The sequence below is a fragment of the Sphaerisporangium sp. NPDC051017 genome, from assembly GCF_040683095.1.
Lineage (GTDB): Bacteria > Actinomycetota > Actinomycetes > Streptosporangiales > Streptosporangiaceae > Sphaerisporangium.
Genome location: NZ_JBFBCI010000009.1, coordinates 45,855 through 72,798, shown reverse-complemented (window position 1 = coordinate 72,798; position 26,944 = coordinate 45,855). Strand labels below are relative to the sequence as shown.

General features: G+C 71.7%; 24 protein-coding genes and 1 pseudogene. 14 read left to right on the top strand and 11 right to left on the bottom strand.

The features are described 5' to 3' along the window. Positions 1 to 819 (top strand): ABC transporter ATP-binding protein, encoded by an 819-nt coding sequence (locus tag AB0M95_RS10900; protein WP_363762023.1) that lies wholly within the window; start codon positions 1 to 3, stop codon positions 817 to 819. A gap of 115 nt (positions 820 to 934) precedes the next feature. On the opposite strand, the gene AB0M95_RS10895 is transcribed toward AB0M95_RS10900, so the two are convergent. Next, a complete protein-coding gene (locus tag AB0M95_RS10895; RefSeq protein ID WP_363762021.1) occupies positions 935 to 1,918 on the bottom strand; it encodes a methionyl-tRNA formyltransferase in 984 nt (327 codons plus the stop codon). A gap of 111 nt (positions 1,919 to 2,029) precedes the next feature. Between AB0M95_RS10895 and AB0M95_RS10890 the strand changes: the two genes are divergently transcribed. After that, a complete protein-coding gene (locus tag AB0M95_RS10890) occupies positions 2,030 to 3,376 on the top strand; it encodes a SidA/IucD/PvdA family monooxygenase (RefSeq protein WP_363762019.1) in 1,347 nt (448 codons plus the stop codon). 112 nt (positions 3,377 to 3,488) lie between these two features. After that, positions 3,489 to 4,403, top strand: coding sequence for a siderophore-interacting protein (locus AB0M95_RS10885; protein WP_363762017.1), 915 nt, complete (start codon positions 3,489 to 3,491; stop codon positions 4,401 to 4,403). Positions 4,404 to 4,511: 108 nt separating this feature from the next. Here the strand turns inward: AB0M95_RS10885 and AB0M95_RS10880 are convergent, their stop codons facing one another. Then, complete coding sequence (locus tag AB0M95_RS10880) at positions 4,512 to 8,477, bottom strand: SbcC/MukB-like Walker B domain-containing protein (RefSeq protein ID WP_363762015.1); 3,966 nt, start codon at positions 8,475 to 8,477, stop codon at positions 4,512 to 4,514. 127 nt (positions 8,478 to 8,604) lie between these two features. Between AB0M95_RS10880 and AB0M95_RS10875 the strand changes: the two genes are divergently transcribed. Further along, entirely contained in the window at positions 8,605 to 8,958 is a 354-nt protein-coding gene (locus tag AB0M95_RS10875; RefSeq protein WP_363762013.1) for a hypothetical protein, read from the top strand. 43 nt (positions 8,959 to 9,001) lie between these two features. Here AB0M95_RS10875 and AB0M95_RS10870 read toward each other — a convergent pair whose 3' ends face one another. The 7 genes from AB0M95_RS10870 to AB0M95_RS10840 all read right to left on the bottom strand — a co-directional run bounded on the left by AB0M95_RS10870 (position 9,002) and on the right by AB0M95_RS10840 (position 14,726). Then, a complete protein-coding gene (locus AB0M95_RS10870; RefSeq protein ID WP_363762011.1) occupies positions 9,002 to 9,307 on the bottom strand; it encodes a MazG-like family protein in 306 nt (101 codons plus the stop codon). 81 nt (positions 9,308 to 9,388) lie between these two features. Then, on the bottom strand, positions 9,389 to 9,901 hold the full coding sequence (locus AB0M95_RS10865) for a hypothetical protein (RefSeq protein WP_363762009.1): 513 nt from the start codon (positions 9,899 to 9,901) through the stop codon (positions 9,389 to 9,391). Further along, positions 9,886 to 10,833, bottom strand: coding sequence for a nucleoside 2-deoxyribosyltransferase (locus tag AB0M95_RS10860; RefSeq protein WP_363762007.1), 948 nt, complete (start codon positions 10,831 to 10,833; stop codon positions 9,886 to 9,888). Before AB0M95_RS10860 ends, AB0M95_RS10865 begins: the two co-directional genes overlap by 16 nt. A 24-nt stretch (positions 10,834 to 10,857) precedes the next feature. Continuing rightward, entirely contained in the window at positions 10,858 to 11,679 is an 822-nt protein-coding gene (locus AB0M95_RS10855) for a carbohydrate kinase family protein (RefSeq protein WP_363762005.1), read from the bottom strand. After that, a complete protein-coding gene (locus AB0M95_RS10850; protein WP_363762003.1) occupies positions 11,676 to 12,521 on the bottom strand; it encodes a hypothetical protein in 846 nt (281 codons plus the stop codon). The genes AB0M95_RS10855 and AB0M95_RS10850 overlap by 4 nt, the downstream gene beginning before the upstream one ends. Beyond that, complete coding sequence (locus tag AB0M95_RS10845; protein WP_363762001.1) at positions 12,518 to 13,186, bottom strand: hypothetical protein; 669 nt, start codon at positions 13,184 to 13,186, stop codon at positions 12,518 to 12,520. Before AB0M95_RS10845 ends, AB0M95_RS10850 begins: the two co-directional genes overlap by 4 nt. 25 nt (positions 13,187 to 13,211) lie before the next feature. Beyond that, positions 13,212 to 14,726: a radical SAM protein gene (locus AB0M95_RS10840; protein ID WP_363761999.1), complete on the bottom strand. Its 1,515-nt coding sequence runs from the start codon at positions 14,724 to 14,726 to the stop codon at positions 13,212 to 13,214. A 206-nt stretch (positions 14,727 to 14,932) separates the two neighbouring features. Here AB0M95_RS10840 and AB0M95_RS10835 point away from each other — a divergent pair, with 206 nt between their 5' ends. Further along, positions 14,933 to 16,318 (top strand): hypothetical protein, encoded by a 1,386-nt coding sequence (locus AB0M95_RS10835; RefSeq protein ID WP_363761997.1) that lies wholly within the window; start codon positions 14,933 to 14,935, stop codon positions 16,316 to 16,318. A gap of 8 nt (positions 16,319 to 16,326) precedes the next feature. Here the strand turns inward: AB0M95_RS10835 and AB0M95_RS10830 are convergent, their stop codons facing one another. After that, complete coding sequence (locus tag AB0M95_RS10830; RefSeq protein ID WP_363762210.1) at positions 16,327 to 16,716, bottom strand: SDR family oxidoreductase; 390 nt, start codon at positions 16,714 to 16,716, stop codon at positions 16,327 to 16,329. A gap of 124 nt (positions 16,717 to 16,840) precedes the next feature. Continuing rightward, positions 16,841 to 17,155: pseudogene (locus tag AB0M95_RS10825) on the bottom strand (SDR family NAD(P)-dependent oxidoreductase); the annotation flags it as partial. Positions 17,156 to 17,436: 281 nt separating this feature from the next. Here AB0M95_RS10825 and AB0M95_RS10820 point away from each other — a divergent pair. The 9 genes from AB0M95_RS10820 (at position 17,437) to AB0M95_RS10780 (ending at position 26,923) form a co-directional block, all read left to right on the top strand. Further along, a complete protein-coding gene (locus AB0M95_RS10820; protein WP_363761995.1) occupies positions 17,437 to 18,348 on the top strand; it encodes an aldolase/citrate lyase family protein in 912 nt (303 codons plus the stop codon). A gap of 10 nt (positions 18,349 to 18,358) precedes the next feature. Further along, entirely contained in the window at positions 18,359 to 19,168 is an 810-nt protein-coding gene (locus AB0M95_RS10815) for an aminoglycoside phosphotransferase family protein (protein WP_363761993.1), read from the top strand. Between the two features lie 112 nt (positions 19,169 to 19,280). Then, positions 19,281 to 20,153, top strand: coding sequence for a hypothetical protein (locus AB0M95_RS10810; protein ID WP_363761991.1), 873 nt, complete (start codon positions 19,281 to 19,283; stop codon positions 20,151 to 20,153). Positions 20,154 to 20,311: 158 nt separating this feature from the next. Further along, positions 20,312 to 21,304 (top strand): Ldh family oxidoreductase, encoded by a 993-nt coding sequence (locus AB0M95_RS10805; RefSeq protein ID WP_363761989.1) that lies wholly within the window; start codon positions 20,312 to 20,314, stop codon positions 21,302 to 21,304. Between the two features lie 67 nt (positions 21,305 to 21,371). Continuing rightward, positions 21,372 to 22,460, top strand: a complete 1,089-nt coding sequence (locus AB0M95_RS10800) for an LLM class flavin-dependent oxidoreductase (RefSeq protein WP_363762208.1) — start codon at positions 21,372 to 21,374, stop codon at positions 22,458 to 22,460. Continuing rightward, complete coding sequence (locus AB0M95_RS10795) at positions 22,457 to 23,977, top strand: Gfo/Idh/MocA family oxidoreductase (RefSeq protein ID WP_363761987.1); 1,521 nt, start codon at positions 22,457 to 22,459, stop codon at positions 23,975 to 23,977. Before AB0M95_RS10800 ends, AB0M95_RS10795 begins: the two co-directional genes overlap by 4 nt. Next, positions 23,974 to 24,975, top strand: a complete 1,002-nt coding sequence (locus AB0M95_RS10790) for a phosphotransferase (RefSeq protein WP_363761985.1) — start codon at positions 23,974 to 23,976, stop codon at positions 24,973 to 24,975. Before AB0M95_RS10795 ends, AB0M95_RS10790 begins: the two co-directional genes overlap by 4 nt. Beyond that, the gene (locus tag AB0M95_RS10785; RefSeq protein WP_363761983.1) at positions 24,972 to 26,273 is read left to right on the top strand and encodes a hypothetical protein; all 1,302 of its coding nucleotides are present in this window, start codon (positions 24,972 to 24,974) and stop codon (positions 26,271 to 26,273) included. Before AB0M95_RS10790 ends, AB0M95_RS10785 begins: the two co-directional genes overlap by 4 nt. Next, on the top strand, positions 26,270 to 26,923 hold the full coding sequence (locus AB0M95_RS10780; RefSeq protein ID WP_363761981.1) for a PIG-L family deacetylase: 654 nt from the start codon (positions 26,270 to 26,272) through the stop codon (positions 26,921 to 26,923). The genes AB0M95_RS10785 and AB0M95_RS10780 overlap by 4 nt, the downstream gene beginning before the upstream one ends. Positions 26,924 to 26,944: the final 21 nt, after the last annotated feature.

Sequence of the window (26,944 nt, the reverse complement as noted above, 5' to 3'; positions counted from 1 at the left end):
ATGCCGACCCCCCATCCGGACCTCAGGGCGAGCGGCCTGCGCCTGGCGTACCGCGACCGCCCGGTCGTCGAGGACCTGGACGTGACGATCCCGCCGGGGCGTGTCACCGCGATCGTCGGCGCGAACGCCTGCGGCAAGTCGACGCTGCTGCGCGCGCTGGCCCGGCTGCTGACGCCCGTCCAGGGGAAGGTGCTGCTGGACGGGCGGGCGCTGCGGTCGATCCCACCGCGGGAGCTGGCCCGGCGCCTCGGCATCCTGCCGCAGAGCCCGGTCGCCCCGGAGGGCCTGACCGTCGCCGACCTGGTCGGCCGGGGCCGGTCGCCGCACCAGACGTGGTGGCGGCAGTGGTCGGCGGCCGACGAGCGTGCCGTCTGTGACGCGCTGGCCGCGACCGGCATGACGGCGCTGGCGGAGCGGCCGGTGGACGAGCTGTCCGGCGGGCAGCGCCAGCGCGCGTGGATCGCCATGGCCGTCGCCCAGGGCACGGGGGTGCTGCTGCTCGACGAGCCGACGACGTACCTGGACCTCGCCCACCAGATCGACGTGCTGGACCTGATCACCGACCTCAACCGGCGCGAGGGGCGGACGATCGTGATGGTGCTGCACGACCTCAACCAGGCCTGCCGGTACGCCGACCACGTGATCGCGATGAAGTCCGGCCGGATCGTCGCCGAGGGCGCGCCGGCGGACGTCATCACCGAGCAGGCCGTGGAGGACGTCTTCGGGCTGCGCTGCCGGGTCACGACGGACCCGGTCAGCGGCACGCCCATGGTCATCCCGAAGGGCCGTCACCACGACGGCGACTCGGTGACGGCCTGACCGGCGGGCCTCGGACCGCGGGCGGTGGTACGGGCGGGCCCGCGAGCGCGGGCCTCCCTCGGCTCAGGAGACCGGTTCAGGACAGCGGCTCAGGACACCGGCTCAGGACACCGGCTCAGGACACCGGTTCGGAGACCGCCGGGGCGAGGGCCTGCGGCTGCGCGGTGAGGTAGCCGCCCATGACGCGGAAGTACTCCAGCGCGGGATACTCGGCGCCGTCGTCGGTGCGCACCCGCCGGACGAGCAGCCCCGGCCGCCGTCCCGTGCGCGCGTCGGCCCCGGCCACGATGACCACGCCGTCGTCCTCGCGGATGAACACGCGCCCGGGGGTGCCGCCGTAACGGGCCCGGGAGACGGCGGCGGACACGATGCGGATCCGCTCGCCGCCGTAGTAGGTGAACGCGTTGGGATACGGGTCCGACTGGGCGCGCACGAGCCGCTCCAGGTGCTCTGACGGCCAGGTCCAGTCGATGCGGCTGTCCTCGATGGACCGCTTGTGGAAGAAGCTCGCCCGGTCGCGGTCCTGCGGCGTCCACCGCGCCCTGCCGGTGGCGATGAGGTCGAGCGACTCGCGCACGACCGGGCCGATCAGGTCGACCGTCCGGTGGAACAGGTCGGTGGCGGTGTCGCCGGGCCGCACGGGCACGGCGCGCTGGAGCACGATGTCCCCGGCGTCCAGGCCGGCGTCCATGCGGTGCGCGGTGACGCCGACCTCCGTCTCGCCGTTGATGAGCGCCCAGATGATCGGCGAGAAGCCCGCGTACGCGGGCAGCAGCGAGTCGTGGATGTTGAGCGTGCCGTGCGGGGGCAGGTCGAAGATGTCCGGTGGCAGCCAGGTGCGCCAGTTGTTGGCGACGATGATGTCGGGGGCGGCGCCCCTGAGCGCCTGGAGCAGTTCGGCGTCGCCGGGGCGGCGGCGCAGCAGGACGGGGACGTCGTGCTTGGCGGCGAGCTCGGCCACCGAGTCGTCCCAGATCCGCTCGTAGACGTGGTCGCTCTTGGGGTGGGTGACGACGAGGGCGACCTCGTGGCCGGAGTCCAGCAGCGCCTGCAAGGTGCGATGCCCCCAGGTCTGGTAGCCGAACATGACGACCCGCATTGACGATCCCCTCTCACCATATGAGGAACTAAGGTTAGCCTTACCTCATGATTGCAAGGTAAGGCTAACCTTATCTACCATGTGGCAGGCGAAAAAGGAGGAGATGCCGCGGTGAACGCACTGCACAGTGGGCCGGACATCGTCTATGACATCCTGGGCGTCGGTTTCGGGCCGTCGAACCTGGCGCTGGCCATAGCCGTCGAGGAGCACAACGCCACGGCCGCCGTCGCGGACCGTCTGGTGGCCGGGTTCCTGGAGAGGCAGCCGCGCTTCGGCTGGCACCGCGGCATGCTCATCGACGACGCGACGATGCAGGTCTCCTTCCTGAAGGACCTCGTCACCATGCGCGACCCGTCGAGCGACTTCAGCTTCCTGTGCTACCTGCGCGCGTGCGGCAGGCTCGTCGACTTCCTCAACCAGAAGACGTTGTTCCCCCTGCGCGTGGAGTTCCACGACTACTTCGAGTGGGCCGCCGCCCGGGTCGCCCACCTGGTCGACTACGACGCCGAGGTGCTCGCCGTCGAACCGGTGACGGCCGAGAACGGCGAGGTGCGCTGGTTCGACGTGCGCAGCGCGGTCCCCGGCGACCCGTCCCGGACGGTCGTGCGCCGCGCCCGCAACGTCTGCCTGGCGGTCGGCATGGAGCCCCACCTGCCGCCCGGCACCGTCCTGTCCGACCGCGTCTTCCACAACAGCGAGCTGCTCCCGCGCGTCGCCGAGCTGGCCGCCGCGGGCACCCCCGTACGACGCGCGCTGGTGCTCGGCGCCGGGCAGAGCGCCGCCGAGGCCGTCGACTACCTGCACCGCACGTTCACCGGCGCCGAGGTCTGCGCGGTGTTCGCCAAGTACGGCTACACCCCGGCCGACGACAGCCCCTTCGCCAACCGCATCTTCGACCCCGAGGCGGTCGACGTCTACTTCAACTCCCCGCCCTCGGTGAAGCGCTCCCTGTTCGACTACCACCGCGGCACCAACTACTCGGTCGTCGACATGGACCTCATCGAGGCGCTGTACGCCACGAGCTACCGCGAGAAGGTGCGAGGTGAGGAGCGGCTGCGCATGCTGAACGTCTCCCGCATCCGCGACGTGCGCACGCTGGACGACGGCCTGGAGATCGCCGTCGAGTACCTGCCCACCGGCGAGCACGAGGTGGTCACCGCGGACCTGCTCGTCCACGCCACCGGCTACCGCTCCCCCGACATCGCCTCCCTGCTCGGCGAGACGGCCAAGCTGTGCCTGCGCGACGAGGAGGACGGCGTCCGCGTCGGGCGCGACCACCGGGTCGAGCTGTGCCCCCCGGTCACCGCGGGCATCTACCTCCAGGGCGGCACCGAGCACACGCACGGCATCACGTCCACGCTGCTGTCCACCACGGCGATCCGCGCGGGCGAGATCCGCGACTCCCTGCTCGTCCGCCGCGCGACGCCCACCGTCCCCCTCAGCGCCCCCTCCCGCTGACCGTCCCCGTCCCTCCTCCGTCCTCTCACGCCGGGGACGCGACTCCCGCCGGGATGCGACCGTCCGCCCGTCCAGGCATCCCGCGCGTCCCCGACACCCGGAAAGGCCGCCCGTGACCGATCTCGCCCGCCCGCCGCGACCCGGCCGCCACGTACCCGAGGGCGAGCGACACCGGCCGAGGCCGCGCGTCCGGCCGTTCCCGAAGGCCACCGGCCTGCTGGAGGTCGTCTCCGCCACGCCGCTCTCCCCACTCATGCGCCGCCTCGTCCTCCGCCTGGACTGCGACGTCCCCCTGCCCGTCGAGGAGCCCGCCGAGATCATCACCCTGATCTGGCCCGCGTCCGGCGCGGCCGGGATCGTCCTGCCCGAGCGGGGACGCTGGCGCTTCCCCGAGGGGACGCCCGGGCAGCACTGGGCCAACTACACCGTGCGCCTCTACGACCGGGACGCCGGACTGGTCACGATCGACTTCTTCGACCACGGCGACGAGGACCACGGCGCCGTGGCCGAGGCCGACGGGAGCCAGAGCACCATGGCGGAGGCCGACGAGGGCCGCGGCTCATCGTGGGCGCGCACCGCGGCACCCGGCGACCGCGTCGGGTTCGCGGGCACCCGTGTCCACTGGGTGACCGACCCCACGGCGTCCTGGACGCTGCTCGTGGGCGACGAGACCGCGCTGCCGTCCATCGCCGCCATCGCCGAGACGCTCCCCGCCGGGCACCGGCACATCGCCGTGGCCGAGGTGCGCGACGCCACCGAGCGGGCGGCCCTGGACGCGGCGCATCCCGAGGTGCACTGGGTACACCGCGGCGACCGCGCGCCAGGAGAGAGCCGCGCGCTGACGGACGTCGTACGAGGCCTGGACCTGCCGCCCGGCCGGGGTCAGGTATGGGCCGGCGGCGAGTCCCTGATGATCCAGCGCCTGCGCCGCCACCTCACCTGCGACCGGGGACTTTCCCGCGACCAGGTGTGCGCCATGGGCTACTGGAGCCACCCAAGGCCCCGGCTCACGACCGCGCGAGCATAGGAGCGGTGACCGGCCCCTCTCGGGCACCAGGCCGCCCTCACCCGTGACCGCCCAGCCGATCCCCGCCGGTCGTCCCAGTCAGTTCTCGTCACTCCCCGTCAGTCCCCGTCAGTCCTCGCCCGGGCCGGCGTCCCGGGTCATGAGGCCGGCTTCGAGGAGGCCGGCCTCCAGGGGGCCGCGTCTGGTCGGGGCGAAGCCCAGGAGTTCCTTGGCCAGTTCCTCGTTGCCGGAGAAGCCGGCCGCCGAGTCCACCAGCTCGCAGCCGTCCCACAGGACGAGCATCGCCGACACCGTGTGCGACGCCTTGTCGCTGTGCATGTCGTAGTGCGCCGCCGCGGGCACCGTCTCGTACCGCGCCCACAGGTCGTGGCCGGTCATGAAGACGTCCAGGTCGTAGCGGACGGTGAGCCCCAGCAGGTCTGGCTTGTAGACGTCGTCGATGCCGGCGAACGCCTCGTCCAGCGCGATCATGCGGGGACAGCCGCCGGACGCCGACGAGTACAGGGCGTTCGCCGCGGCGAACAGCGGCAGGTGGATCGCGGCCGATTTCTCGCCGCCCGACATCTGGGAGTGGCGCTTCTTGCTCAGCCGCACCTCGTCCTCACCGGGCACCTTGAGCCGCAGCTCGAACGAGCGCCAGGCCCGGTAGTCCAGGACGGCGAACAGGACCTCCTTGTACGTAGCCCGGGGATGGCCCGCCCGGTACTCGCGGATCATCTGCCGGATCAGGCGGCGCAGCTCGGCGAGCCGGTCGGCGCCGGGCCCGTCCTGCTCCAGCAGCGCCGAGACCTCCCACTGCAGGTCGGTGATCTTGTCGGAGGCCACCCAGCGGATGCCGACCGTCGTACCCGTCGACATCGGCCGGGACCGGGTATCGGCGTCCATGCCCTTGACCAGCTCCCTGGCCACGGAGACGCGGTCGGAGATCTGCCGGGCCAGCCCGGCGAGCAGCTCGTCCTCCAGGACCGTGCGCTCGCGTTCCTCCAGCAGGACGCCCTGCTCGCGGGCGCGCTCGGCGACGCGGCGCGCGAACTCGGCGACCGCGTGGCGGCCGTCGGCGTCGTGCACCCGCACGACCACCACGGACTCGCCCTGCTCCCAGTCCAGCCGGTAGTCCTCCTCGCAGGCGGTCAGCGCGTCGTCGAACTCCTTCAGTGCCTCGGACATGCGGTCGCGCGCGGTCTTGCGCGCGGCCTCCCCCGCCTGGCGGCCCACGGTGGCGGCCTCGCACAGCGCCAGCAGCTCCACGGCGCCGTCCGGGAGGACCGACCGGACGGCCTCGGCGGGCTCGCACCCGGAGAGCCGCTCGACGATCTCGGTCACGGCCCGCTCCGGCTCCTCCCAGCGGGACCGGTCCGGCCAGGACGGCCCGGCGTCCACCCCGAGCACCCCGCAGGAGGCGTTCCACGGCGGTGGTGTAGTCCGCGACCGCGCGGGCGACCGCCTCGACCTCCTCCTCGCCGGACGGCATGCCCCGCTCGGCGGCGGCCTGCCGGAGCCTGCGCCGCTCGGCGTCCACCTCGGCCGTCGCGGCGTCGAGCGCGGTCGCGGCCTCGGCGTGCTGCGCGCGGGCGGCGGCCAGCAGCGTCGACCGCTCCGCGAGCGCCGCCACGGCGGCGGGGACCTCCTTGCCCAGGCGGCGCAGCTCGGACCTGGCCCGGCCGAGGTCGTCCAGCCGTTCCCGGAGCGTCTCGCGCTCGGCCTCGGCCGCCGCCCGGTCGCGTTCCCCGGACTCCAGCAGCCGCCTGTACTCGGCGATCCTCGCCTTCCGCCGGGCCGCGCGGTTGGTCGCGCCGATGTACTCGGCGGCGGGTTTGGGCCCCGCCCCCACCTGGACGCCGAGGCTGTAGTGGCCGCGCGTGCTGATCGCGGGCGCGGGGGTGGTGAGGGTGAGCTCGCCGGCCAGCGCGATCGAGCCGAGCACCGCGGACACGACCGCGACGGGTACGAGGTCCTGCTCCTCGGGCACGAGGATGCTCGCCAGCGTCCGCCCGGCGGGTAAGGCGGGGGATCGCGATCCGTTCGCGGAGGCCACGGCCGAGAGCGTCCCCTCCTCGCCCGAGCCGGGATGTGGGAGCAGGTAGGCGTCCGGTTCCACCTGCTCCAGGGCCTGGGCGGTGTGCCGGGGGTCGGGGTGGATCCACGCGGTGAGCAGGCCCGCCGCGTCCAGGGCGCCCTCCACGGCCGCCGCCTCGCCGGCGGAGACGTCGGCGGCGAAGCGGACGAGCCGCCACAGCGGCGCGCCCGGCCGCGCGTCCCGGTCGGCGTGACGGCCGGCGGCGAGCGGCGGTCGCACTCGGCCGCGACCTCGTCCCGCAGGGTGGTGAGACGGCGGGTCTCGGCGGCGACGCGCTCCAGCCGGGCCTCCACCGCCGCCACGCCCGCGGCGAGCGTCGTGCGCCGGGCCTCGGTCAGGTCGCCGAAGACCTCGGCGAGGCTCGGGGCTCCCGCCTCGCCCGCGCGGGCCAGCGCGGCGGCGAGGGCCTCGGCGGCGGCGGCGCCGACGGTGCCGGCATCGGGGGCGGCGTGCTCCGCCGACCACCTGGCGGCCCAGGCGCGCAGTTCGTCCTCAGCACGGACGCGCGCCCGTCCGACGCCCTCCTCGGCGTCATCGCAGGCCCGCTCGGCGTCGTCGGTCTTCTGGCGCGAGCGGCGCGCGGCCTCGTCGGCGCGTGCCCGTTCCCGCTCGGCCTCGCGGGCCTTCCCCAGGCGCAGCCGGACGTCCTCGACGTCCTGCAGCCGGGCGGCGGCCTGCGCCCTGACCTCCTGGAGGGCTGCGGCCCCGTCCACGGATCCGCCCGCACCGTCGGCGTCCTCGACGAGCGGGGTGGCGTCCGGGGTGATCCCGGCGAGCTCGGCCGCCTCGGTCTTGGCGGTGGCCAGCCGGAGCGCCGCCTCACGGGTGCTCCCGAGCCGCCGCTCGACGTCCTCCGCCTCACCGCGGAGCTGGGCGATGTGCTCGGCGGCGCGGGCGTTCGCCTCCCGGGCCCGCGCGATCTCCTGGGCGCCCTGGGCGACGAGGCGGCGCGTGCTCTCCAGCTCGCCCTGCGCGGTGTACGCCTCGTGCCGCTTCAGGCCCTCCAGTGTGCCTTCCAGCGTGTTCCGCTCGGCGGCCGCGGCCCCGGCGGCCTCCTCGGCCTCGCGCTGGGCGGCCTCCGCGCGCCGCGCCTCGGCGCTCGCCTCGCTCACCGCCGCCGCGTGCCGCACGGCCTGCTCGGTGCGGACCCGGACGCGGTCGAGGTGGGCGCGCGCCGCGACCCGCAGGTAACCGCCGTAGCGCTCCAGGAACGCCCGGGCGGCGCCGTCGGCCGCCGCGAGGTCGTCCATCAGGCGCTGCACGGCGGCGAGGTTCTCGAAGTCGCGCGAGGCCTGCTCGACGAGCTCGTCGGAGACGGGGCTCAGCCCGGCGGTGAGGGTGTCGGACACCTTCGCCGGGTCGAGGTCCTTGGCCAGCAGGGGACGGCGCAGCGCGAGCAGCAGGTCGAGGAGCTGGGTGTAGCGTTCCCGGCCGAGGCCGAACAGGGCGGCGTCCACGGCCTCCCGGTAGTCGGTGGGGTTGTTGTGCCAGGCCCCCGGCCCGAGCACGGCCTTGAGCTGGCGCTCGGTCAGCGGGCGGGAGTCGCCGGTCAGCAGCCCGAAGTCGACGCCGAGCCGCTTGTCCGTCACGAAGTAGGCCCGTTTGACCTCGGGGCGGTCCTTGTGGGCGTGCAGGGCGATGACGAGCGTGACGGTCCGCGCGCCGTCGGCGAACTCCATCCACACGAAGCCGTGCTCGGACTCCTGCCCGCGGTACAGCAGGTTGGACTTCATGGTGCGGTTCTCGCCGCTGAACGGATCCAGGCGGCGGGCGTCGACCACGCCGTCCAGGACGAACGGGAACAGCACCTCCAGCGCCTTGGTCTTGCCCGAGCCGTTGTGCCCGCGCAGCACCAGCCGCCCGTCCGCGAACACGAACTCCTCGTCCGTGTAGTCCCAGATGTTGATCAGCCCGGCCCGCGACGGCTTGAACCGGCGGCCCACCTCCACGACCTGACCTGCGGGACCGGGGACGCGGGAGTCGGACCTGAGCTGCACGTCGAACACATTAGCGTCTGGCGACGTCCCGGCGCGCCGGACACGAACCCGCCGGAACGGCGACCGGCGGCGACGGACGACTATCTGGTTCGTCCGCGTCGCCGCTGCGAGCAGATCGGAGCCCCCGGTGACCATCGCCGTACTGGAAGCGCTGACCTTCGGGCTGGCGCATGGTGGCGGCGGCGGACAAGGCGGGGGAACGCCGGTGCCTGCTCGCCGGCGACCGCGGCATCTACCGGTACGAGCTCGGACGGCTCGCGCCGGCGTCGTCGACCGCTTCCGCACGGCGGCCGCGCGCCCGGTCGTCGCCGACGTGCCGGACTGGCAGATGGCCGCGGAACGGTGCCAGCCGCGTGGCCTGCCCGGTGCGGACGACGGCATGGCCCTGGCCGACCTGCTGGACAAGGTGCCGCCCGACCTCCGCCAGGCGTCGTCCTCACCCAGCTCGCGGGCCTGCCCTACGCCGAGGCCGCCGACCTGATCGGATGCCCGATCGGCACCGTCGCCAGGAGCCGGCCTCTCGCCTACTCGTCGCTGGTTCGGATCTGCGCTCCGTGATCGTTGCGCTCGTACGTGCGCCGAGTGTTCTTCTCGATCTTTCGGGCGACCTCGGAGTCAAGGTCCACGCCGTTCATCTCCGCTAAGGCGGTGAGGTAGAGGAACACGTCGGCCAGTTCCTCCCCGAAATCGGGAAGGCCCTTGCGCCAGGCCGTGAAGGCTTCCCCAACCTCGGCGGTCAAAAGGCCGAACTCCAGAGCTACGTCTGTCTGGTTGAACCCCTTGAGGGTCTTGTTCTCCCAGGCGAGCTTCTGGGCGTCTGCGATTTCCACGACTCCTCCGGCGGCGGTTCAGCGGGTGCCATCGCAGCCTAGCGGGAGTAGCGGTTTCAGCATGTCGGCCCTCGGCCGGGGTCACCCGGCCGAGGGCGGTTCGAGGGCTGTGGTGTCGAGAGTGAGCACCCTTGTGTAGTCCGCGAGCGTGGAGAAGACTCGCTGGTAGCCGGTGGTCAGGGCGGACACCTCCTCCAGACTCACGGCTTCGCCGTCGCGATGGAGGAGGCGCCGGCGGATGACGGCCGAGGGTGCGGTCAGGTGGACGAGAAGGCCGGAGCGGGCGATCACGGTCTCCGCCAGGTCGATTGCCTGGCTCCAGGTGATGCGTGACCTGCCGCGGTAGAGCGGGCCGTACACCAGTTCACTGATGAAGCACCGATCGAAGAGGATGCGGCCGGCACCGCCGAGGATGGCCCGGTACCGGCTGGCCAAATCCAGGTGATCGGGCGTCTTTGGGGAGTGCACGACCTCAAAACCGTGCCGCCTCGATAAGCGCTCGGCCAGCGCGCTCTTGCCGACTCCGTCGGGGCCTTCGAGGACGAGTGTGTCGCAGGTGCTGGCGATCTCGTCGAGGTTCATACCGTCAGCCATGTCTGCACCGCCTTGGTGTCGGTGAGGAGAGCGTCGGCGGCGTACTGGATCATGAGGTTGCGCCAGTTGGGCTCCCGGCCGGATGCATGGGTGTACGTCGGGCGTGGGTGGAACGCGGCGATCCGCACGCCGGAAGCCAGGGCGACGCCGATCAGCAGTGCGGTTCCCGGGGGAGTCTCTGGGCCGGACACGTCGGCCAGGAGCCTGGCCGCCGCACACACCGCGGTCAGATCCGCCAGGGCTCCCGCGACTGGGTCGGCGGCTGTGAAGCGCTGGGGCACGATCACCCCGTGGCCGACATCCACGCAGGCTTCGGCCAGATGGTCGGGGCCCCACGCTGCATAGGGCGATCCCTCGACATAAACGACTCCGGGCTCGGTATCGCACACCGGCCGTGGCCCAGGGACCGGCAGATTCAGCAGTACCTCGACGGCGGCGTCAAGCGCGGCGTCGACCTGGGACAGGTTCCGGAATCGGAACTCCGCGTACCGAGTGAGGCCCTGGCGGTCGGGCAACGGCCACGGGCCGAGGCTGGGAACACGCACGACCCGGTGGGCCACAGCCTGGATCAGTGGATCGGGGAAGTCGAGCAGGGTGTCCCACTCGGTCAGCGAATAGGTCTGGAAGTCGGTGGTGACCACGACGACCGGGACGCCGCTGGCGGCGGCATATCCGATCTCCATACACACACCGTCGTCGAGGCTCGGTCCGTGCAGGAGCGCGACCATCGCGTCGAGTCGGCCGAGGCGTTCCCGGTCCAGCTCGAAAAGGCGGCGGCCCTTGACCTCCGCGACGAGGTCCTCCTCGTCCGTGTCGCAGAAGGGGAGGAAGATGCGGTCGGCGCCGATCTTCCGTGCCAGCCGTTCGGCGAGATCGGCCGCGAGGGCGCGGTCGTGCGGGGCAAAGAGCCGATGGGCTATGTAGATGGACACCGGAGGAGCCCCCCAACTAGGTGGTCAGGCGCGGCGTTGCGCCGGGATCGGAAGAGACGGGGCCATCACGTACCGGGCTGCTGCTGCCACAGCCTCCGCGAGCGCGTGAGCGGGAGTGGCGCCTTGCAACCGATAGGCGAGAAAGGTCCCCGCCAGGGTGTCACCGGCCCCCGACACCTCGCGAGGCAGACGATGAGGCGGAGGAACCGCCGCGGCGGTCTGCCGTCCGAAGGCCCACACTGCCGCCCCGCGAGGGCCGTCGGTCACGACGATCTCGCGCAGCTCGGCGGTGTCGACGATCGACTGCAGGAGTAGATACTCGGCCGCGTTGACGAACACGGTGGTCGCCTTCGTGAGCCACGGAGCGGAAGCCCGGATCATCGCCTCCGCGCTCGGGAGGAAGAAGTCCATGCTGAAGTCCGCCCCGCTGTGCACGAGCCGGTCGAGGACGGCTGCCGTGTCCAGAGGACGCCGGCAGCAGACGTGGTACTGGCCGCTCGGATGCTTGTCCACGTGTGCGAGCGCGTGGGTCGTCAGCCTGTCGGCGACGCCGTAGTCCGGGCGGACAGCTACCAGCTCACCCTGCCGGTCGTACTCCAGCTCGAAGCGGGCGGACGGGCCGTCGGCCTTGCTGTGTGCCGACCAGTCGATCTGGTTGAGCCCCGATGCCTGCGGCAGGTGGTCCAGGTCGCTGCCGAGCACGCAGACCGGCGCTACGGGTCGGCCGGCCTTGGCCGCCGCCAACGCCACGAGTAGCGCGGCGCCGCCGAGCCGTGTACCTCCTCGGTGGTCCGGATAGCGGGTAACGTCCCGGCTGACGTTGCCGATCACATCGAGGCGCTTCACGTTCTCCTCCCGGCGGCCCGCGTTCGGCGGCTGCGGTGGGTGCAGTCGACGGCCTTGGTGCAGAGCGGCCGGTTGCGGCAGAGCCGCGGAGACGGGCCGTTGAGGTACAGGCGCTTGAAGTAGATCAGGACGAGGTGCACCCACCAGGTGGGTGCCGCGTCGTTCGGAATGGCCACCTTGTGCTCGTGCTCAGCGACCAGAGACCGGATGTCGGTTGCGCGAGCGTGAACGGCGGCCTCCAGGACGTGGCGCATGCGTTCATGGGCCACCGCTCCTGATGGGAGGGCTATGCCCAGCGCGGGGGCTAGTTCGGTGACCATGCCGGAGTCCACCGGGATGATTCCGCAGTGGTAGCCGCGGGCGGTGACCAGCGCGCACTGGGCCACCTTGTACGAGGCTCCACGGACGCGCCCGGCGAAGTCGCGGATCAGCTCGTCGCTACTCGCTGACGGCGACGTGGGGTCGATGCCCTCCTTGTCCCAGCTCCGGAGCAGCTCGGCGAGGGAGCGCAGGTAGTCGATCCTGGTCTTGGGCAAGCCGAGGGGGCGCACCAGCTTGGCGAGTTCGGCGTCCGTCTCGGCGAGCAGCTTGTCGAAGCCTTGTGCCTCCGCCGACCGGATCACCTGCGCGTAGGTCTCGACCATCCGATAGGAGACCCGGGTGGACCAGCCTGCGGCGAGCATGCGAACCCGCGGGTCGGTGATCGACGTCGGCCACCACCGGTTCTCGTCGTGGTTGGCCTCGACCTCGGTCTGGACGTCCGGTAGGCCTGCGGCGCGGGCGACGAGCCGGTGCACCCGGCCGATCTCCAGGGCCGTCACCGTCGTGCGATCGGAGGTCATGGTTTGGCTCCCGCACAGACGCGGGCGGCCAGGAGCGCCATGGCGAGGTTGGAGGAGAAAACGGGCTTCCGAAGGTGGTGCTCCAGCTCGGTGACCACTGGGAGGGTGTGCCAGCCGGTGCAGGACAGCACCACCGCCTCGGCGTCCTTGACCGCTTGCACCGGGAGCTGGTCCACCAGCGACAGGATCCGGTCGGGCGTGACCTGCGGGTACCCGTCGCCCAGTCCAAGGCTCGCGTGAGCCAGGACTTCGACGCCGGCCTCGGCCAGCGCGGCAGCCTCCGTTTCGGTGACCGCTGCGGGATACGGGGTGACGAGCACCACCCGCGCCAGACCCTGGGCGCCCAGCGCGTCGAGCAGCGCGTCGAACGCCGTGAACACGCCGGTGGGCAAGGACGGCCCGCCAGTGAAGCCTGCCGACGTGCAGGCCAGGAGCACCGTGTCCAGCGCGAGGTGGGACAGCGAGTCCAAAGCCTGCGCTGACGCTTCGCGTAGGCCGTGCCAGAAGGACTCATCGACCGCGGTCGTCCTGGACGCGGGCACCAGGCGGGCGTGGTGGAAGACCGTCCTCCGCAGGCCCAGGCGCGGCAGCTCGGTCTCGACCGCCACGTTCGCCCAGGGCAGCAGCAGCCCGACCCGGGTGGTCCGTACGGCTGCCTCATCCATGGCTGCTAGGGCCGCGAGCGATCCGTCAGGCAGCCGCTGCAATGCGCTCTCCGTAGATGAGCCGGGGCGCGTGGCCGGTGACCACGAGATCGGCGCTGGTCCCGAGCGGCACAGCCGCTCCGCGCTCGACGACCTGGATGGAGTAGGAGCCGAGCCGACGCCACCACGTCCCGCCCTGCCCGATGAAGTACGCGTGCAGGCCAGGCAGCCGCAGGCCGGTGGGGTAGACCCGTTCCTTCATCGGCTGGTCCCAGGTGAAGTCGATGTCCGCCTTCCACGAGTCGAAGTGCTCGGACGACGGCAGAGGCTCCGGCTCGCCGAGAGCGGCCAACGGAGTTCCCGGGAACGCCCTCGCGGGGCGCACGTTTGTGCGGTGGCACAGCATGCCGGAGTCGAGAATCTCGGCCAGCCATCGCAGGTTCGCCGCGTGGGTCCGGTGGGTCTCCCCGGGAAGACCGTAGATCAGGTTCAGACCCGGCAGGAGCATCGGCAGGCCGCCCGGACCGCGAGCAGCGCCCGCTTCGTTCACGTGCTCGACAGCCCGCATGAGGATCTCGGGTGTGCAGGTGAGGTTGTTGCGGTCGATGACGACAGGGTCGAAGCTCTCGATCCCCATCGGCGCGCAGTTGCCCTCGGTGCAGTAGTCCGCGACCAGTTTGGCGATACGCAGCCCTACGGGCGAGGCGACGGCGAGAGGGTCCGCATTGTCGATGTGCAGCACTTCGAGGTCGGGGCAGTGCTCGCGGATGCCGCCCAGCAGGGCCCGGATCGCCTCCTCGTCGCGATTGCGGTAGGAGAAGAAGCAGGTCTGCTGGCCGAGGCGGAAGTTGCGGACCCCGGCAGCATAGAGCTGGGCCGCCTCGGAAACGACGTCGTCCACGTCGCGGAAGGCGACGATCGGGGACTTGGCCGGCTCGTTGCAGAAGTCGCAGAACTTCCGGCGCGTGCAACCGCGGTACAGCTCCAGCTCGGCGATCGGCCGCCAGGGCATCTGCTCGACCAAGCCGGTGAACGAATCACGGTCGCGCCGAATCTGGTCGTAGTTCGCAGGCCGGCGACTGCCCAGGAGGAGGTCCCCGGACGTGACCGTGTGGGTGTGGACGGCGTCGAACAATCCGGCGTACTCCGCAGGCGCCTTCAAGGCGTACGTGGACAACGGGCCGAGCAGGTACCGGCGCCCGCGCACGCAGGCGAGCGCGCGAGCGATCTCCTCCAACGACCCGTTGACCGCGTGGAGATGGACCGAGGGAACCGCGTCTCCGGCGACCACGACCACGATCTCGGCGTCTCGAAGAAGCTGAATCGCGTTGTCTCGGTTGACGGTTGTCGAGTAGGTGAGCGGGTCGCTCTCCGGAGGCTCCACGGTGGGCCGGCCCCCGGCCAGACACCACCGGACGTCGTCGATCGTCACGTACCGGATGGCCGCCCCAGGGCGGGCCTGCTGGAGCGCCGACCAGGCGTGTCGGACGTAGGTGGACAGGTAGGGCGCTACGCCGAGGCCACTGGGCTCGACGGTGTAGCAGTCCAAGATCACCAGCATGGTTCTCCCTCCGCAGCCGTGGGCCTCGGTGGCGGTCCAGCAGACCACCGCTGGAAGGTCGACAGCCCACGGCCCTCCCAGTCTCGGTGCTGTCGCGCCTCCGGAGGAGGGGGCGCGGGGGTTGTTCGGTTGTACGGGGGTTGTTCTTCCGTATCCGTGTGTCGAAAGGCTGGGACGCAGGGTGATCGGCAAGGCATCATTCACGCATGGGTGGTGCGAAGGGGGCCGGCGAGGGTAACGCCGCGCTGGCCGCTCTTGTCAATGAAGCTGGCTGCTCGCACGCGGCGTTGGCGCGCAAAGTCAACCAACTCGGTCTGGCGCAAGGCGACGTGACGCGCTACGACAAGGCGTCGGTGACCCGTTGGCTGCAGGGAATGACGCCCAAGGGGCGGTCGCCGCAGTACATCGCCGAAGCCAAGTCCGGCTTCTTAGGCCGCCCTGTCACCCCGGCGGACCTCGGATTCGCCGAGCAAGCCCAGCGTCCCGTTGTAGCACGCGCACTGACGTACCGTGAAGACGTGGGTGAAACGCTGCACACGCTCGCGGAACTGGGCTCCACGGACATCTCCCGCCGCAGCCTGCTGGGGGCGGTTCCGTTCGTCGCGAGCGCTCTGATGGACCCGCAACGGCGGTGGCTCCTCTGGCTGCTCGAAGACGAGCACGCACCCCGCCTCGCTGCTGTCGCAGGAGGCGGACCCGTCGACCAGGTCGAAGCCATGATCGAGATGTTCGATCTGATGGACAATCGCTTCGGCGGTGGCGGGGTCCGGGCAAGCATCGTGCACTACCTGAGCACCCAGCTCACCCCCATGCTCCAGCAGCGCACCGTGCCACCGCAGCAGCGCCGACTCCTCTGCACCTACGCCGCCAAGCTGGCGGCGATGGCCGGCTGGTGCTCGTACGACACAGCGGACTACGGCCTTGCAGAGCGGTACATGATCCAGGCGCTGCGGCTGTGTGCCGAGGGCGGCGACCGCGTTCTTGGAGGGCAGATCCTGGCAGGCATGTCGCACCTGGCCACCAGCCTCGGCAACCCGTCCGAAGGCGTCGCTCTCGCCCGCGCCGGCGTCGCGACGGCGCAGAGGGCGGGCAGTCCTCTCGGGCTCATGCGTCTGCACGCCATGGCCGCCCGCGGGTACGCCGTACTCGGCGACTCCCAGCAGGCAACGTCCTCTCTGGTTGCGGCCGGCGAAGCGCTGGATGCGAGCCGAGGGCCGGACGAGGAGTCGCCGTGGGTGCACTTCCTCGACCACCACTACCTGGAGGCGGAGGCGGCCCTCGTACACCGCGACCTCGACGAGGCGGCCCAGGCCGAGCAGCTCGCCGCAGCCTCCGTGGACGCCAACTGGGACCGCCGCCGCCAGGCGATCAGCCGCTCGGTGCTCGCAACCTCCTACCTCCAGCAGAGGCGGCTCGACGAGGCGGTCGACACCGCGAGCACAGCCCTGGAGCTACTGGCCGGCGTTCACAGCGAGCGTTCCGTCCAGGCCCTGCGCGATTTCCGTGCCCGCCTGGCTCCGTATCGCAACGAACCGATCGTGCGAGAGTTCGAGCGCAAGGCTCGCCCGATACTCGGCGCCTCAGTCGCGTGAGCAGACCGTCAGTATCCCTGCGGGGTCGGAGCGTTCTGCCCCTTGTCGACAGGAATATTGACCCCCGTCACGCCTCGGGACTCGTCTGAGAGCAAGAACGCGATCACATCCGCCACCTCGTCTGGCTGCACCAGCTCCCGTCCCGGGAACTCCTCGCTGAAGCGTTGGAAGGCGGCTGGGTCCTCTCGGCGCATTCGGTCCCACCGCTTCCCCGGGATCAGCATGGACCCGGGGGAGACGGCGTTCACCCGCAACCCGAAGCCACCCAGTTCGCGGGCCAAGGAGGAGACCATGTGAAGCTGGGCGGCCTTCGCTGCTCCGTACTGAGCCTGGGGACTCGGCTTCCAGCCCGAGATCGACGACACCACGACGATCGCACCGCCACCAGCTGCTTGCAGGTGCGGGGTGCTGGCCGCGGTGAGGCGAGCGAAGTGCCCGGCGTTCAGCGCCCAGGTGCCCGGCGTTCAGCGCCCAGGTGTCCGCCCAGTCCTGCACCGTGGCGTCGCTGATTCCGCGACCTCGTGCACCTCCTGCGCAGGCGACAGCACCATCCAGACCGCCGAACTCGGCGGCGGCCCGGTCCACGAACTGCTCAAGAAGCTCCGGGGCCGCGACATCAAGCGGCTGAGTGAACAGCGCATCGGGCGCGCCGACCGAGCGGCGCAGAGTCTCCAGCTGCTCGGCCTGCCGTCCGCACGTCGCGACGCTGGCACCCTCCGACAGCAGCAGGCGAACGACGTGCTCGCCCAGCCCCCTTGAGCCGCCCGTCACCACGATGCGTCGCCCTGCGAACCGCCCTGTCGCCGCCTGCGTGCGGCCGTCCTCGGAGTCCGCCATCTGTGCAACCTCCCGCCAACCATGCCAACCCGTGTGGCCGAAACCAACCTCTGTGCCCCCTTCTTATCGCGTTGTGGTCGCGGTTCTCTTGGGACGTACCCGCCCCGTGGCCTCGTTCAGCCAGCGCTCAGCCGGCCACGATCCTGCGAGCTCGGGACGGCACGAATCCTGAACGCCCGTCTGGCCCGCGCTGCACGGCCGAGCCCGGTGCCGATGGCCCCACCGTGAATCGAGCGAGAGCCGGCGACCCAGCGCTCCTCTCCCTACCCGGAGGCACCCCAATGTCCCAGGTACAACCTCTACGCGACAGACTCGGCCTTGGTCGCAGCAGCTGGCTGGTCACGCCCGGGGCGTCTCCCGGCCGGTTCGCGACGGCGGCCGACTCAGGTGCTGATGTCGCCCTGCTGGATCTGGAGGACTCGGTGCCCCGGCCGCTCAAGGACGAGGCCCGCACCGACGTGCTCCGCTTCCTGCGCCGCGTCGGCCAGGCCGAGAACAGGTCCTCGGCCATCGTGGGCGTGCGGGTGAACGCCCCGGACACCCTCCACGGTCTGGAGGACCTCACCGGGCTGGCGGAGCACAGCCTGTGGCCGGCCTTGCTGCTGGTTCCGAAGGTGGAGTCCGCCCGCGACGTCGAACTCGTCTCGCGGATCACGGGCGAATCCACGGCGCCGTCCGAAGTCTGGGCTCTGATCGAATCGCCGCGGGCGCTTCAGAACCTGACCGGCATCCTGCGTGCCCCGCGACTCGCCGGGGTGGTGTTCGGGGCCGCCGACTATGCCGCCGAGGCAGGCTGCAAGATCACGAGCAGGGCCATGTGGTACCCGCGGGCGATGCTCGCCGCTGCGGCAGCCACGGCCGGCCTACCCGCAGTCGACTCCCCCTACTTCAGCCTGCCCGACCTGGACGGGCTGCGGCGGGAGGCCGAGGAGGCCGCGGAACTCGGATTCGTCGGCAAGGTCGCCATCCACCCCGCACAGCTTCCCGTGATCCAGGCGGCGTTCCGGCCGAGCCAAGGCGACCTGGACGCCGCACGCGCCGTCATCAGCGCCGCCGACGCCGCCGACGGTGCGATCACCACCATCGGCGGCGCCATGGTGGGCCCGCCCATCGTCGCCGCCGCCCGCGCCCTGACCGCCCGAGCGGGCCAGGGGCCCGCTGTGGGTCGCCAGCAACCTGCCCGGCCTGGATGAGGTCACGGATGTGTCCTGGCCCCGGGGCAGCTCCCGGGTCTGGTGCGTGACCGCCGGCCCGACCGCGGCCTTCGTGAAGCTCAGCCCGACCGAGACCGACTACGACCGCGAGGTCGTCGGCTACGCCTACGCCGCACGGATCCTGGCCTGCCAGGAGGCGCCCCGGCTCCTGGCCACGGACCCCTACCTGAAGGCGATCATGAGCTCGCCGCTGCCGGGAGAGGTCGTCCGGGGCCTGCCCCTGGAGAAGGAAGTGGAACTGCGCGTGCACGGGCTCGCGGGCCGCCTGCTGCGCCGCTGGCACGACCAGTCCGACCCGGGCACGGAGCAGGACCGCCAGGCCGTCCGCGCGGGGATGCGGGAGCAGGCCCGCGAGGCCGCCGCTTGCCTGGAGAGCACCGCCGAGCGCCTCAACGCCGAGCAGCGCGCCCTGGTGGAGGCCGCGTCCCGTGAGCTGCCGGAGCTGGCCGAGCAACTGCCGCTGGTCTACCAGCACGGCGACTACTCCACCCGCAACTGGATGTGGGACGCCGAGAGCGGCCACCACGGGCTGATCGACTTCGGGATGGCCCACCACGGCAACGCCGTCGAAGATTTCGTGTGGTTGTGCGGCGCGGTCTGGGCCACGCGCCCGGACCTCAAGGCGGCCTACTTCACCGGGTACGGCCGGCCGCTGTCGGACACGGAGGAGCGGCTGCTGCGGTTGCTGACCACGAGGCTCGGCGTCTCCTACCTGAACTCCGGCCTCGTCAAGGAACGGGTGGACCTGGTCGAGCGTGGCCACCTGATCCTCGACCGGATGATGCAGGAGTACCCGTAGCCGCGCGGGCGGGCGACGCAGTCGGCTGCCGCCCGCCACACCGCACCTCACGGCCCGGCGCGCCGTTGCGCCACCGCCGATCCGTCCCGCTAAGTCCACGAAGGGGGTGGCCATGGCGCTGCAGCCCGGCATACCCGGCAGCGTCCCGGGTGCGCACTGCGCGCCTTCGGGCTCGGGGCGCGTGGACTGGGGCAGCGCACCCGACGAGGTGCGCCGCGCCGTCGAAGCCCTGACCGGCCCGGTCCACGCCGCCGTCACCGCGTCGGCCGGTCGGAACGCGCAACTCGCGGCCATGCTCGATGTCCCGGGCGGGAAGGTGTTCGTCAAGGCGATGCCGCGGGCGCACCGGGGCGCGTTCACCCTGGCGAACGAGGCGCGCATCGCGCCGAGCGTCCTGAGGGTCTCCCCCCGGCTGCTGCACCACGGTACTGCCAGGGGCTGGGAGTTCCTGCTGTTCGAGCGCGTGGACGGTCGGCACGCGAACCTGTCGCCCGGCACGCCCGACCTGGACGCGCTGGCGCGGGTGCTGCGGCGGCTGCTCGGCGTCGCCAAGCACGACACGTCCGCCTCGGTTGCGGTCGAGGAGCGGTGGGCGCGGTTCGGCGGCGACCTGGACCTCGGCCTGCTGACCGGCGACCGGCTCGTCCACTCGGACCTGAACGCGGGCAACATCCTGATCGGCGAGGGCGGCGCGATCCTGGTGGACTGGGCGCTGCCCGCCAGGGGAGCGACCTGGCTCAACGTCGGCCTCCTGCTGGCCTCGCTCATCGGCGCGGGTTTCGCCCCTGCCGAGGCGGAGAGCCGGGCGAAGCGCACCTTTCCCGAGTGGTCGGCCGCCGGGAAGGCGGCCGTCGACACCTTCGTCACGGCCCTGGCCCGCCGCCGCGCCGAGCAGGCAGCCAACTGCCCCGAGCCGCGGAGAGCGGAGCGGCAGCGGCAGCGGCTCCACGCGCAGCGGTGGCTCTGCTACCGCAGCGGCTCATGAGCCATCCGGCGACCACGCTTTCCGGTGCCCAAAGGCCGCCACGCTCACCCCGTTGACCCGCCCCGAGGGAGACCCGTGCCTCAACGCCGTTGCTGGACAGCAGACTTCACCTGGCCGCCGCTGGCGCGGCCCGAGCAGAACCCGGGAGGGCGGTAGCCGTGCGCGTGGCGATCGAGAAGTTGAGGGCGCTCATGTCCGCCGCCTGCCGCGCCGCCGACGTCCCGGAGCAGGAGATCGCCCTGGTGGTGGAGCACTACCTGGCCGGGGAGCTGCGCGGCAAGACGTCGCACGGCGTGGCGAAGTTCTGCTTCGAGTCGCGGTTCTTCCGCGAGCGCCAGGCGCCGCCGGAGGTGGTGCGGGAGCGCGGCGTTTTCGCGGTCATCGACGCGCACCGTGAGATCGGGCCGCTAAGCGCCGCATTCGCCGTCCAAGTCGCTCTGGACAGGGCCGCCCGGCACGGTGCGGGCTTCGTCGGGGTGATCAACACCCAGCGGTACGGCATCCTCTCCGCCTGGAGCGAGGAGATCGCCCGGCACGGCCTGCTGGGCATCGCCACGAACACCTCCCGGGCCGAAGCCGTTGTCGCGGGCGGCCGGACGCCGGTGCTGGGCGTTAACCCCCTGGCCTTCGCCCTGCCGACGCTCGGCGAGCCGCTGTCAGCGGACATGTCCACCACGCTGGCGCCGATGGGCGTGCTGTGGGAGTGCCGATGTGCCGGGCAGCCGCTGCCGGATGGGTGCTTCGCGGACGCCGACGGCAGGCTCACGGACGACCCCGACCGCGCCGTCTCGGCGGTCGTCTTCGGTGAGCACCGCGGCTACGCGGTCTCCCTGCTCCTGCAAGCCTTCACCGGCTCCCTGTTCGGCTTCCCGATGAGCAGCGAGGTGGCTGACACCTGGACCACCGGCTACACCTTCATCGCCCTCGACCCTGCCTTCGCCAACCCCGACGGCCAGGCCGCCGCCGCCAACAGCCACCTTGTCGAGCAGTTGCGCGCCGCCCGGAACGCCGACGGCGGCGCGCTGCGCCTTCCCGGCGAGCACGGCCGGGCCCGTGCCGCCGCCGCCCTGGCGGCCGGCACCGTCGAGGTTTCCGAGCAAGTCCTTGCCCGCCTGCGGTCCCGCGCCAGCGGCGACTTCAATTCGAACTGACCCCTGGAGACATGCTGTGACGAAATTCCACTGGTTCCTGCCCACGGCCAGCGACGGCCGCTCCCTGATGGTCGGCACGCGCGGCACCCACGGACCGGGCCACGACGCGGACCTGGCCGCCAACCCCGGCGCCGACCGGTTCCGCGCCCCCGACATCCGCTACCTGACCCAGATCGCCCAGGCCGCCGAGCACATGGGATTCGACGCGATCCTCACCCCGACAGGCACCTGGTGCGAGGACGCCTGGCTGACCTGCACCGCGCTCGCCCAGGAGACCGAGCGGCTGAAGTTCCTGGTCGCGTTCCGGCCCGGCTTCATCTCTCCCACGCTGGCCGCGCAGATGGCCGCCACGTTCCAGCGGATCTCCCGCGGCCGGCTGCTGCTGAACGTCGTCACAGGCGGCGAGGCTGACGAGCAGGCCCGCTTCGGCGACCACCTGACCAAGGCCGGGCGGTACGAGCGTACCGGTGAGTTCCTCACCGTGCTGCGCGGGGCCTGGTCCGGCGCACCGTTCACCTTCAAGGGCGAGCACTACGACGTGCGCGCCGCCACCGTCCTGGCGCCCCCGGACCCGATACCCCAGCTGTACTTCGGCGGTTCCTCCGCGGAGGCGGGCCTGGTCGCGGCCCAGCACGTGGACACCTACCTCACCTGGGGCGAGCCGCCCGAGCAGGTCGCGCAGAAGATGGACTGGATCCGCGCCCTCGCCGCCGCTCAGGGCCGCACCCTGCGGTTCGGCATCCGATTCCACGTCGTGGCCCGGGACACCTCCGCGCAGGCGTGGGAGGCGGCCGAGCGGCTGCTGGCCGGGGTGGACCGCGAGCACGTCGCCCGCGTCCAGACGACGCTGGCCGCCAGCCAGTCCACCGGCCAGACCCGGATGAGGAGTCTGCACGCCGGCTACCGCGAAAGCGCGCGGATGTCCGACCTGGAGGTCTACCCCAACGTGTGGGCCGGGGTGGGCCTGCTGCGCGGCGGCGCAGGCACCGCGCTGGTCGGCTCCCACCAGGAGGTCGCTGACCGCATCGCCGAGTACGCGGCGCTGGGCATCGACGAGTTCATCCTGTCCGGCTTCCCGCACCTGGAGGAGACGTACTGGGTCGGCGAAGGCGTCCTGCCCCGGCTCGCGCACCTCGAGCAGGCGGAGCAGCGGTGACGACAAACCTGCTGGTGGTCGGCGTCGGCCCGCACGCCCGCCTCAACCACCTCCCCGCGCTCGCGGCCGGCCAGGACGCGGGCCTGACCGGCACGGTGACCGGCGTCGACCTGCCCGCCGTGGCGCAACAGCCGGTGTCCTACGGGCCGCCGGGCCGCCCCCGCCTGCTGCCGATGGTCGGCGTGGAGCCCTTCCCCGCCACCTGGCAGGTGCTACCCGCCGCGGTGCGCAGCGTCCTGGACAGGGTGGTGGTCCGCGAGCGGATCGGTGCCGTCATCGTGGCAACCGAGCCGTCGGTCCACCTCCCCTACGCCCTGTGGGCGCTGGAGCGGGGCCTGAGCGTGCTGCTGGACAAGCCGCTGAGCGTGCACGTCGGCGCGTCGGTGGATCCCGTGGCCGCGTCGGCGATCGCGGAGGACTTCGACACGCTCATGGACGCCTACCGGCAGGCGCGCCATCGCGACCCGGCCGTAGTGGTGAGCGTGATGAGCCAGCGCCGCTACCATCCGGCGTTCCAGCGGATGCGGGACCTGATCGCCGAGGTCGCCGAGGAGACGAACTGCCCGGTCACCTCCATCCAGTCGAGCCACGGCGACGGGCAGTGGCGCCTGCCGGACGAACTGGTGAACCTCGGCTACCACGGCTTTGACCGCGGGTACGGGAAGGCAGCGCACTCTGGTTACCACGAGTTCGACATCGTGCCGTGGCTGCTCGCCGCAGGCGAGCGGCCTGGCAAGGAGCTGGACAAGGTGGAGATCCACGCGCACGTCGCCCGCCCGGCCGACACCCTCGCCCAGCTCACCGTGGCCGACCATGAGCGGCTGTTCCCCGGCTTCGCCGAGCGCAACCCCTACGGCCACAGCGAACTCCAGCAGCTGACAGAGGCGTTCGGGGAGATGGACGTCTTCTTGTCGATGGCCTACCGCAGCGGCGGGCGGATGATGACCCTGGGCAGCATCAACCTCGCGCACCACACCTTCTCCCAGCGCGGCAAACTCGAACCGGCACTGGCATGCCTCTACAAGGGCAATGGCCGCATCGGGCAGGAGACCCACATCATCCAGCAGGGCCCCTTCCAGGCCCTCCACTTCCACTGCCTGCAGACGCTCCACGATGACGAACCCGGCATCGACCCGGCGACGGTCGGCGGCGCGGACCACGTCACCGTCCACGTCTTCCGCAACAACCGGCTGCGCCCCGACTGGGACCGGCACACCACCTTCGACTTCGCCGGCCTGACCCAGGGCTCCGGCCCCGAGGCGGCACTGCCCACCCAGAGGTCGTCCCGCGGCCGCGCGGTGGCCGAGTTCCTTCACTACCTCGCCGGGCAACTCCCTCAGCAGCAGTTGGCCTCCGACCTGCCCACCCACCGCCGCCCCGCCCAGCTGATGGCCGGTGCGTACCTATCGATGGCTCACCGGTTCAACAGCGGCAGCCCGACCGCCGCGACGCTCGACTTCCGCGCCGCCCCTACCAGCGCGGAGCGCCACCTCGTCCCGCTGGAGGCAGCACGGTGACCAACGCCCTCCCCGCACCCGGCCCCGCCGATCTGCTCGGCCCGCACCTGGAAGACGTCCTCGCCGCCTGCCGCCCGCACATCGGACCCGTCACGCGGGTCGAACCCTGCATCGGCGGCAACGTTAGCCACGTCTTCCGCGTCCACGGCGAGCGGGCCAGCGTGATCCTCAAGATCCGCGGCAACCGCTTCTCGGGCATCCCCGAGATCGCGACCGACCCGAAACTGATCGCCGACGAACACCGTGCCCTCGTGCTCTACGGCCAGGCGTTGCCCGACCTCTTCCCGCGGGTCCTCGCGTTCCTGCGCCACGCGCACGCCCTGGTGATGACCGACGTCTTCCCCGACGGCCGAACCTGGCGCCAGCACCTGGACCAGCGACCGGCCACCCCCACTGAGGTCGCCCGCCTCGGCCGCGCCCTGGCCCGCGTCCACCACGCCACCGCCACAGTCCGCACCCCGATCCGCACCCGAGGCGGCGACGACCGGTTCCGCGAGCTCACCTTCGACTTCTGCCTGCGCCCCACCGGTCACCCGGCGTTGCTCGACGCCTGCACGAACCTGGTCGCGCTGCCTGGCCAGCAGCTCGTCCTCGGCGACATCGCACCGAAGAACCTCAGCCTCGCCCACGGCCGCGTGGCCTTCGTCGACCTCGACAACGTCCACTACAACGCCCCCCTGTACGACGTTGCCTACCTCCTCGCGCACCTCCTCCTGCACCACCTGCGCCAACCGGCCGAAGTTCACTCCCTGACCGCCGCGCTGCTCGACGCCTACGCCGGACCCGCACCGGCCAGGCCCTGGCAGCAGGACCCGCTGCTAGCCACGGTCACCGCCGGGGTGGTCCTCTACCGGCTGGCCACCCACGTCGTGCCCTACCCACCCACCGCACCCGCAGCAGTCGGCGAGCACTACCGCGACCGGGTCGTACGCCTGCTGGACACCGGATCCTTCACCGTGCCGGACCTGCTGCGCGCCGCCGGAAAGGCCCCTGCGTGAAGGCCCCCGCCACCCAGGCACCCGACAAGGAGGACCAGTTCGCGATCGCCGTGCTGCGCGCCCGCGGCATCCAGGTCGCCGACATCCAGGCCCTGGCCCGCGACCAGACCCCCTTCGCCCGGCGCACCACCCTCTGGAGCCGGAACCCCGCACCGGGCGTAGCCCTCACCGCCCGGATGGTGGAGCTGGGCGACGGCTGCTTCACCAACGCCTTCACCCTCACCGTCGACCTCGACCGGGCCCGATGCCGGGCCGCCAGTTCCCCGGCCGGATTCCACCTGCGCGACCTCGTCCACGGTGACGCGGTCGCCGCGGTCAGTGGCTCCTTCTCCTACATCTCCGACGACCCCGCCTACCAGCCGGCCGAGCCCTGCCTCGACCTCGCCGTCCGCGACGGCCGGGTCGCCAGTCTGCCCACCATCACCAAACCCGCCCTCCTTATCTACCAGGGGCGACCGCTGGTGCGCACCCTCGCCGCCACCGGCACCCTGACCATCACGGGCCGCACGCACATCTGGACCGGTTCCAAAGACCCCCAGCCGGGCCACCGACCCGGCCACCTCACCATCTTCGGCGCCGCCAACTGCCACGTCCGCTACCGCGACGAACCCCGCACCGGATTCCTCCGCGACGTCGACCCCGCCACCAACACCACCTCCCGCACCCCCGACGGCCTCGACTGCACCGTCAGCCCGACGGCGACTGGGCTGCGGATCACCGCCCTGCGCCCCGGCGGAGGCGCGGACCTGTTCACCGGAGCCTTCGTCCTGCGTGCACACCGCCCCTGGCCCGCCCACCTCACCGTCGGCGCACCCGTCCACGTGACCAGCATCGACACCCTTCACACCCGCGACGTGGAATCTGCGCTATCCCTCGGCCCGTCCGCCGCGGACGCCGCCGCCGGCCGCACCCGCGCCTGGGACCTGAGCCTGGGCACCTCCCCGTTCCGGGTGACCGCCCGCTACGCCCGCACCCTGCTGGCCCTCCGCGGCAACCGCCTCCACCTCCAGGTCCTCGACGGCGCACCCCTGACCAGCACCTTCCAGGGCACCACCCCCCAGGAGACCGCCGACCTGTGCGCCCAATCCGGGATGGACCCCGCCCAGGTCTTCCACCTCGACGGCGGCCAGACCTCCAAGATCGCCTACACCCGAGAAGACCAGGAACCCGACGTCGTCGGCAGCCTGCACTACCTCCAGTGGCCCGCCACCACCGACGCCCCGTTCCGCTGGCAGGGCATCGACGGCCGCCTGCTGCGCAGCGCCCTGGTGATCAGCACTCCCAAGGAGCCGAGATGAACGTCCTCATCGTGGTCGCCCACCCCGACGACGCCGAGATCGCGATGGGCATGCGAATGCTCGCCTACGCGCAGAACGACGCCCGCGTCCGCGTCCACGTCCTGACCACCGGCAGACCCGATCCCGGTGGTCAGGACGTGCGCCGCCAGGAGTGCCTGGCTGCCGGAGCGCTCCTTGGCGTCGCTGACTACACCTTCTCGGCCATCCCCGACAGCCGTTTCACCGATCACCGCGGCGACATCAACGGCGAACTCTTCCGCGTCTTCCGACAGGACAGGCCCGACATCGTCTACACCCACTACCCGAGCGACCAGCGCCTCGACCACGTCGCCACCGCCCAGGAGGTCACCGCCGTCGCCCTACGCGAAGCCGCGAACTTGAGCTACTTTCGCTCTCCCTACAGTGTCGGCCTCGAACCCAACGAGATCTTCATGGGCACCCGGGAACTCCTCGAAGCCAAAGAAGCAGCGCTCAGGTGCTTCGCTTCACAGGGGCAGCTCGACATGACCGCCTTCACGCAACTGGCCGAGGTGGCCCACCGCCAGCACGTGCACCACCGGGTCGTTGAGCGCTTCCCGTCCCGCGTCACAGTCGCCGAACTCTTCACGATCGCGCGAAGGATTGAGATCACCGCCGCCACCAGCAGGTGATGCTCCTTACCTTCGTCTCCG

Bases quoted from the DNA above. Each gene is read 5' to 3' on its own strand.
- AB0M95_RS10900 (WP_363762023.1), top strand. From the start codon at position 1: ATGCCGACCCCCCATCCGGACCTCAGGGCGAGCGGCCTGCGCCTGGCG.
- AB0M95_RS10895 (WP_363762021.1), bottom strand. From the start codon at position 1,918: ATGCGGGTCGTCATGTTCGGCTACCAGACCTGGGGGCATCGCACCTTG.
- AB0M95_RS10865 (WP_363762009.1), bottom strand. From the start codon at position 9,901: ATGGCTGACGGTATGAACCTCGACGAGATCGCCAGCACCTGCGACACA.
- AB0M95_RS10850 (WP_363762003.1), bottom strand. From the start codon at position 12,521: ATGACCTCCGATCGCACGACGGTGACGGCCCTGGAGATCGGCCGGGTG.
- AB0M95_RS10845 (WP_363762001.1), bottom strand. From the start codon at position 13,186: ATGGATGAGGCAGCCGTACGGACCACCCGGGTCGGGCTGCTGCTGCCC.
- AB0M95_RS10840 (WP_363761999.1), bottom strand. From the start codon at position 14,726: ATGCTGGTGATCTTGGACTGCTACACCGTCGAGCCCAGTGGCCTCGGC.
- AB0M95_RS10835 (WP_363761997.1), top strand. From the start codon at position 14,933: ATGGGTGGTGCGAAGGGGGCCGGCGAGGGTAACGCCGCGCTGGCCGCT.
- AB0M95_RS10820 (WP_363761995.1), top strand. From the start codon at position 17,437: ATGTCCCAGGTACAACCTCTACGCGACAGACTCGGCCTTGGTCGCAGC.
- AB0M95_RS10810 (WP_363761991.1), top strand. From the start codon at position 19,281: ATGGCGCTGCAGCCCGGCATACCCGGCAGCGTCCCGGGTGCGCACTGC.
- AB0M95_RS10800 (WP_363762208.1), top strand. From the start codon at position 21,372: ATGGTCGGCACGCGCGGCACCCACGGACCGGGCCACGACGCGGACCTG.
- AB0M95_RS10780 (WP_363761981.1), top strand. From the start codon at position 26,270: ATGAACGTCCTCATCGTGGTCGCCCACCCCGACGACGCCGAGATCGCG.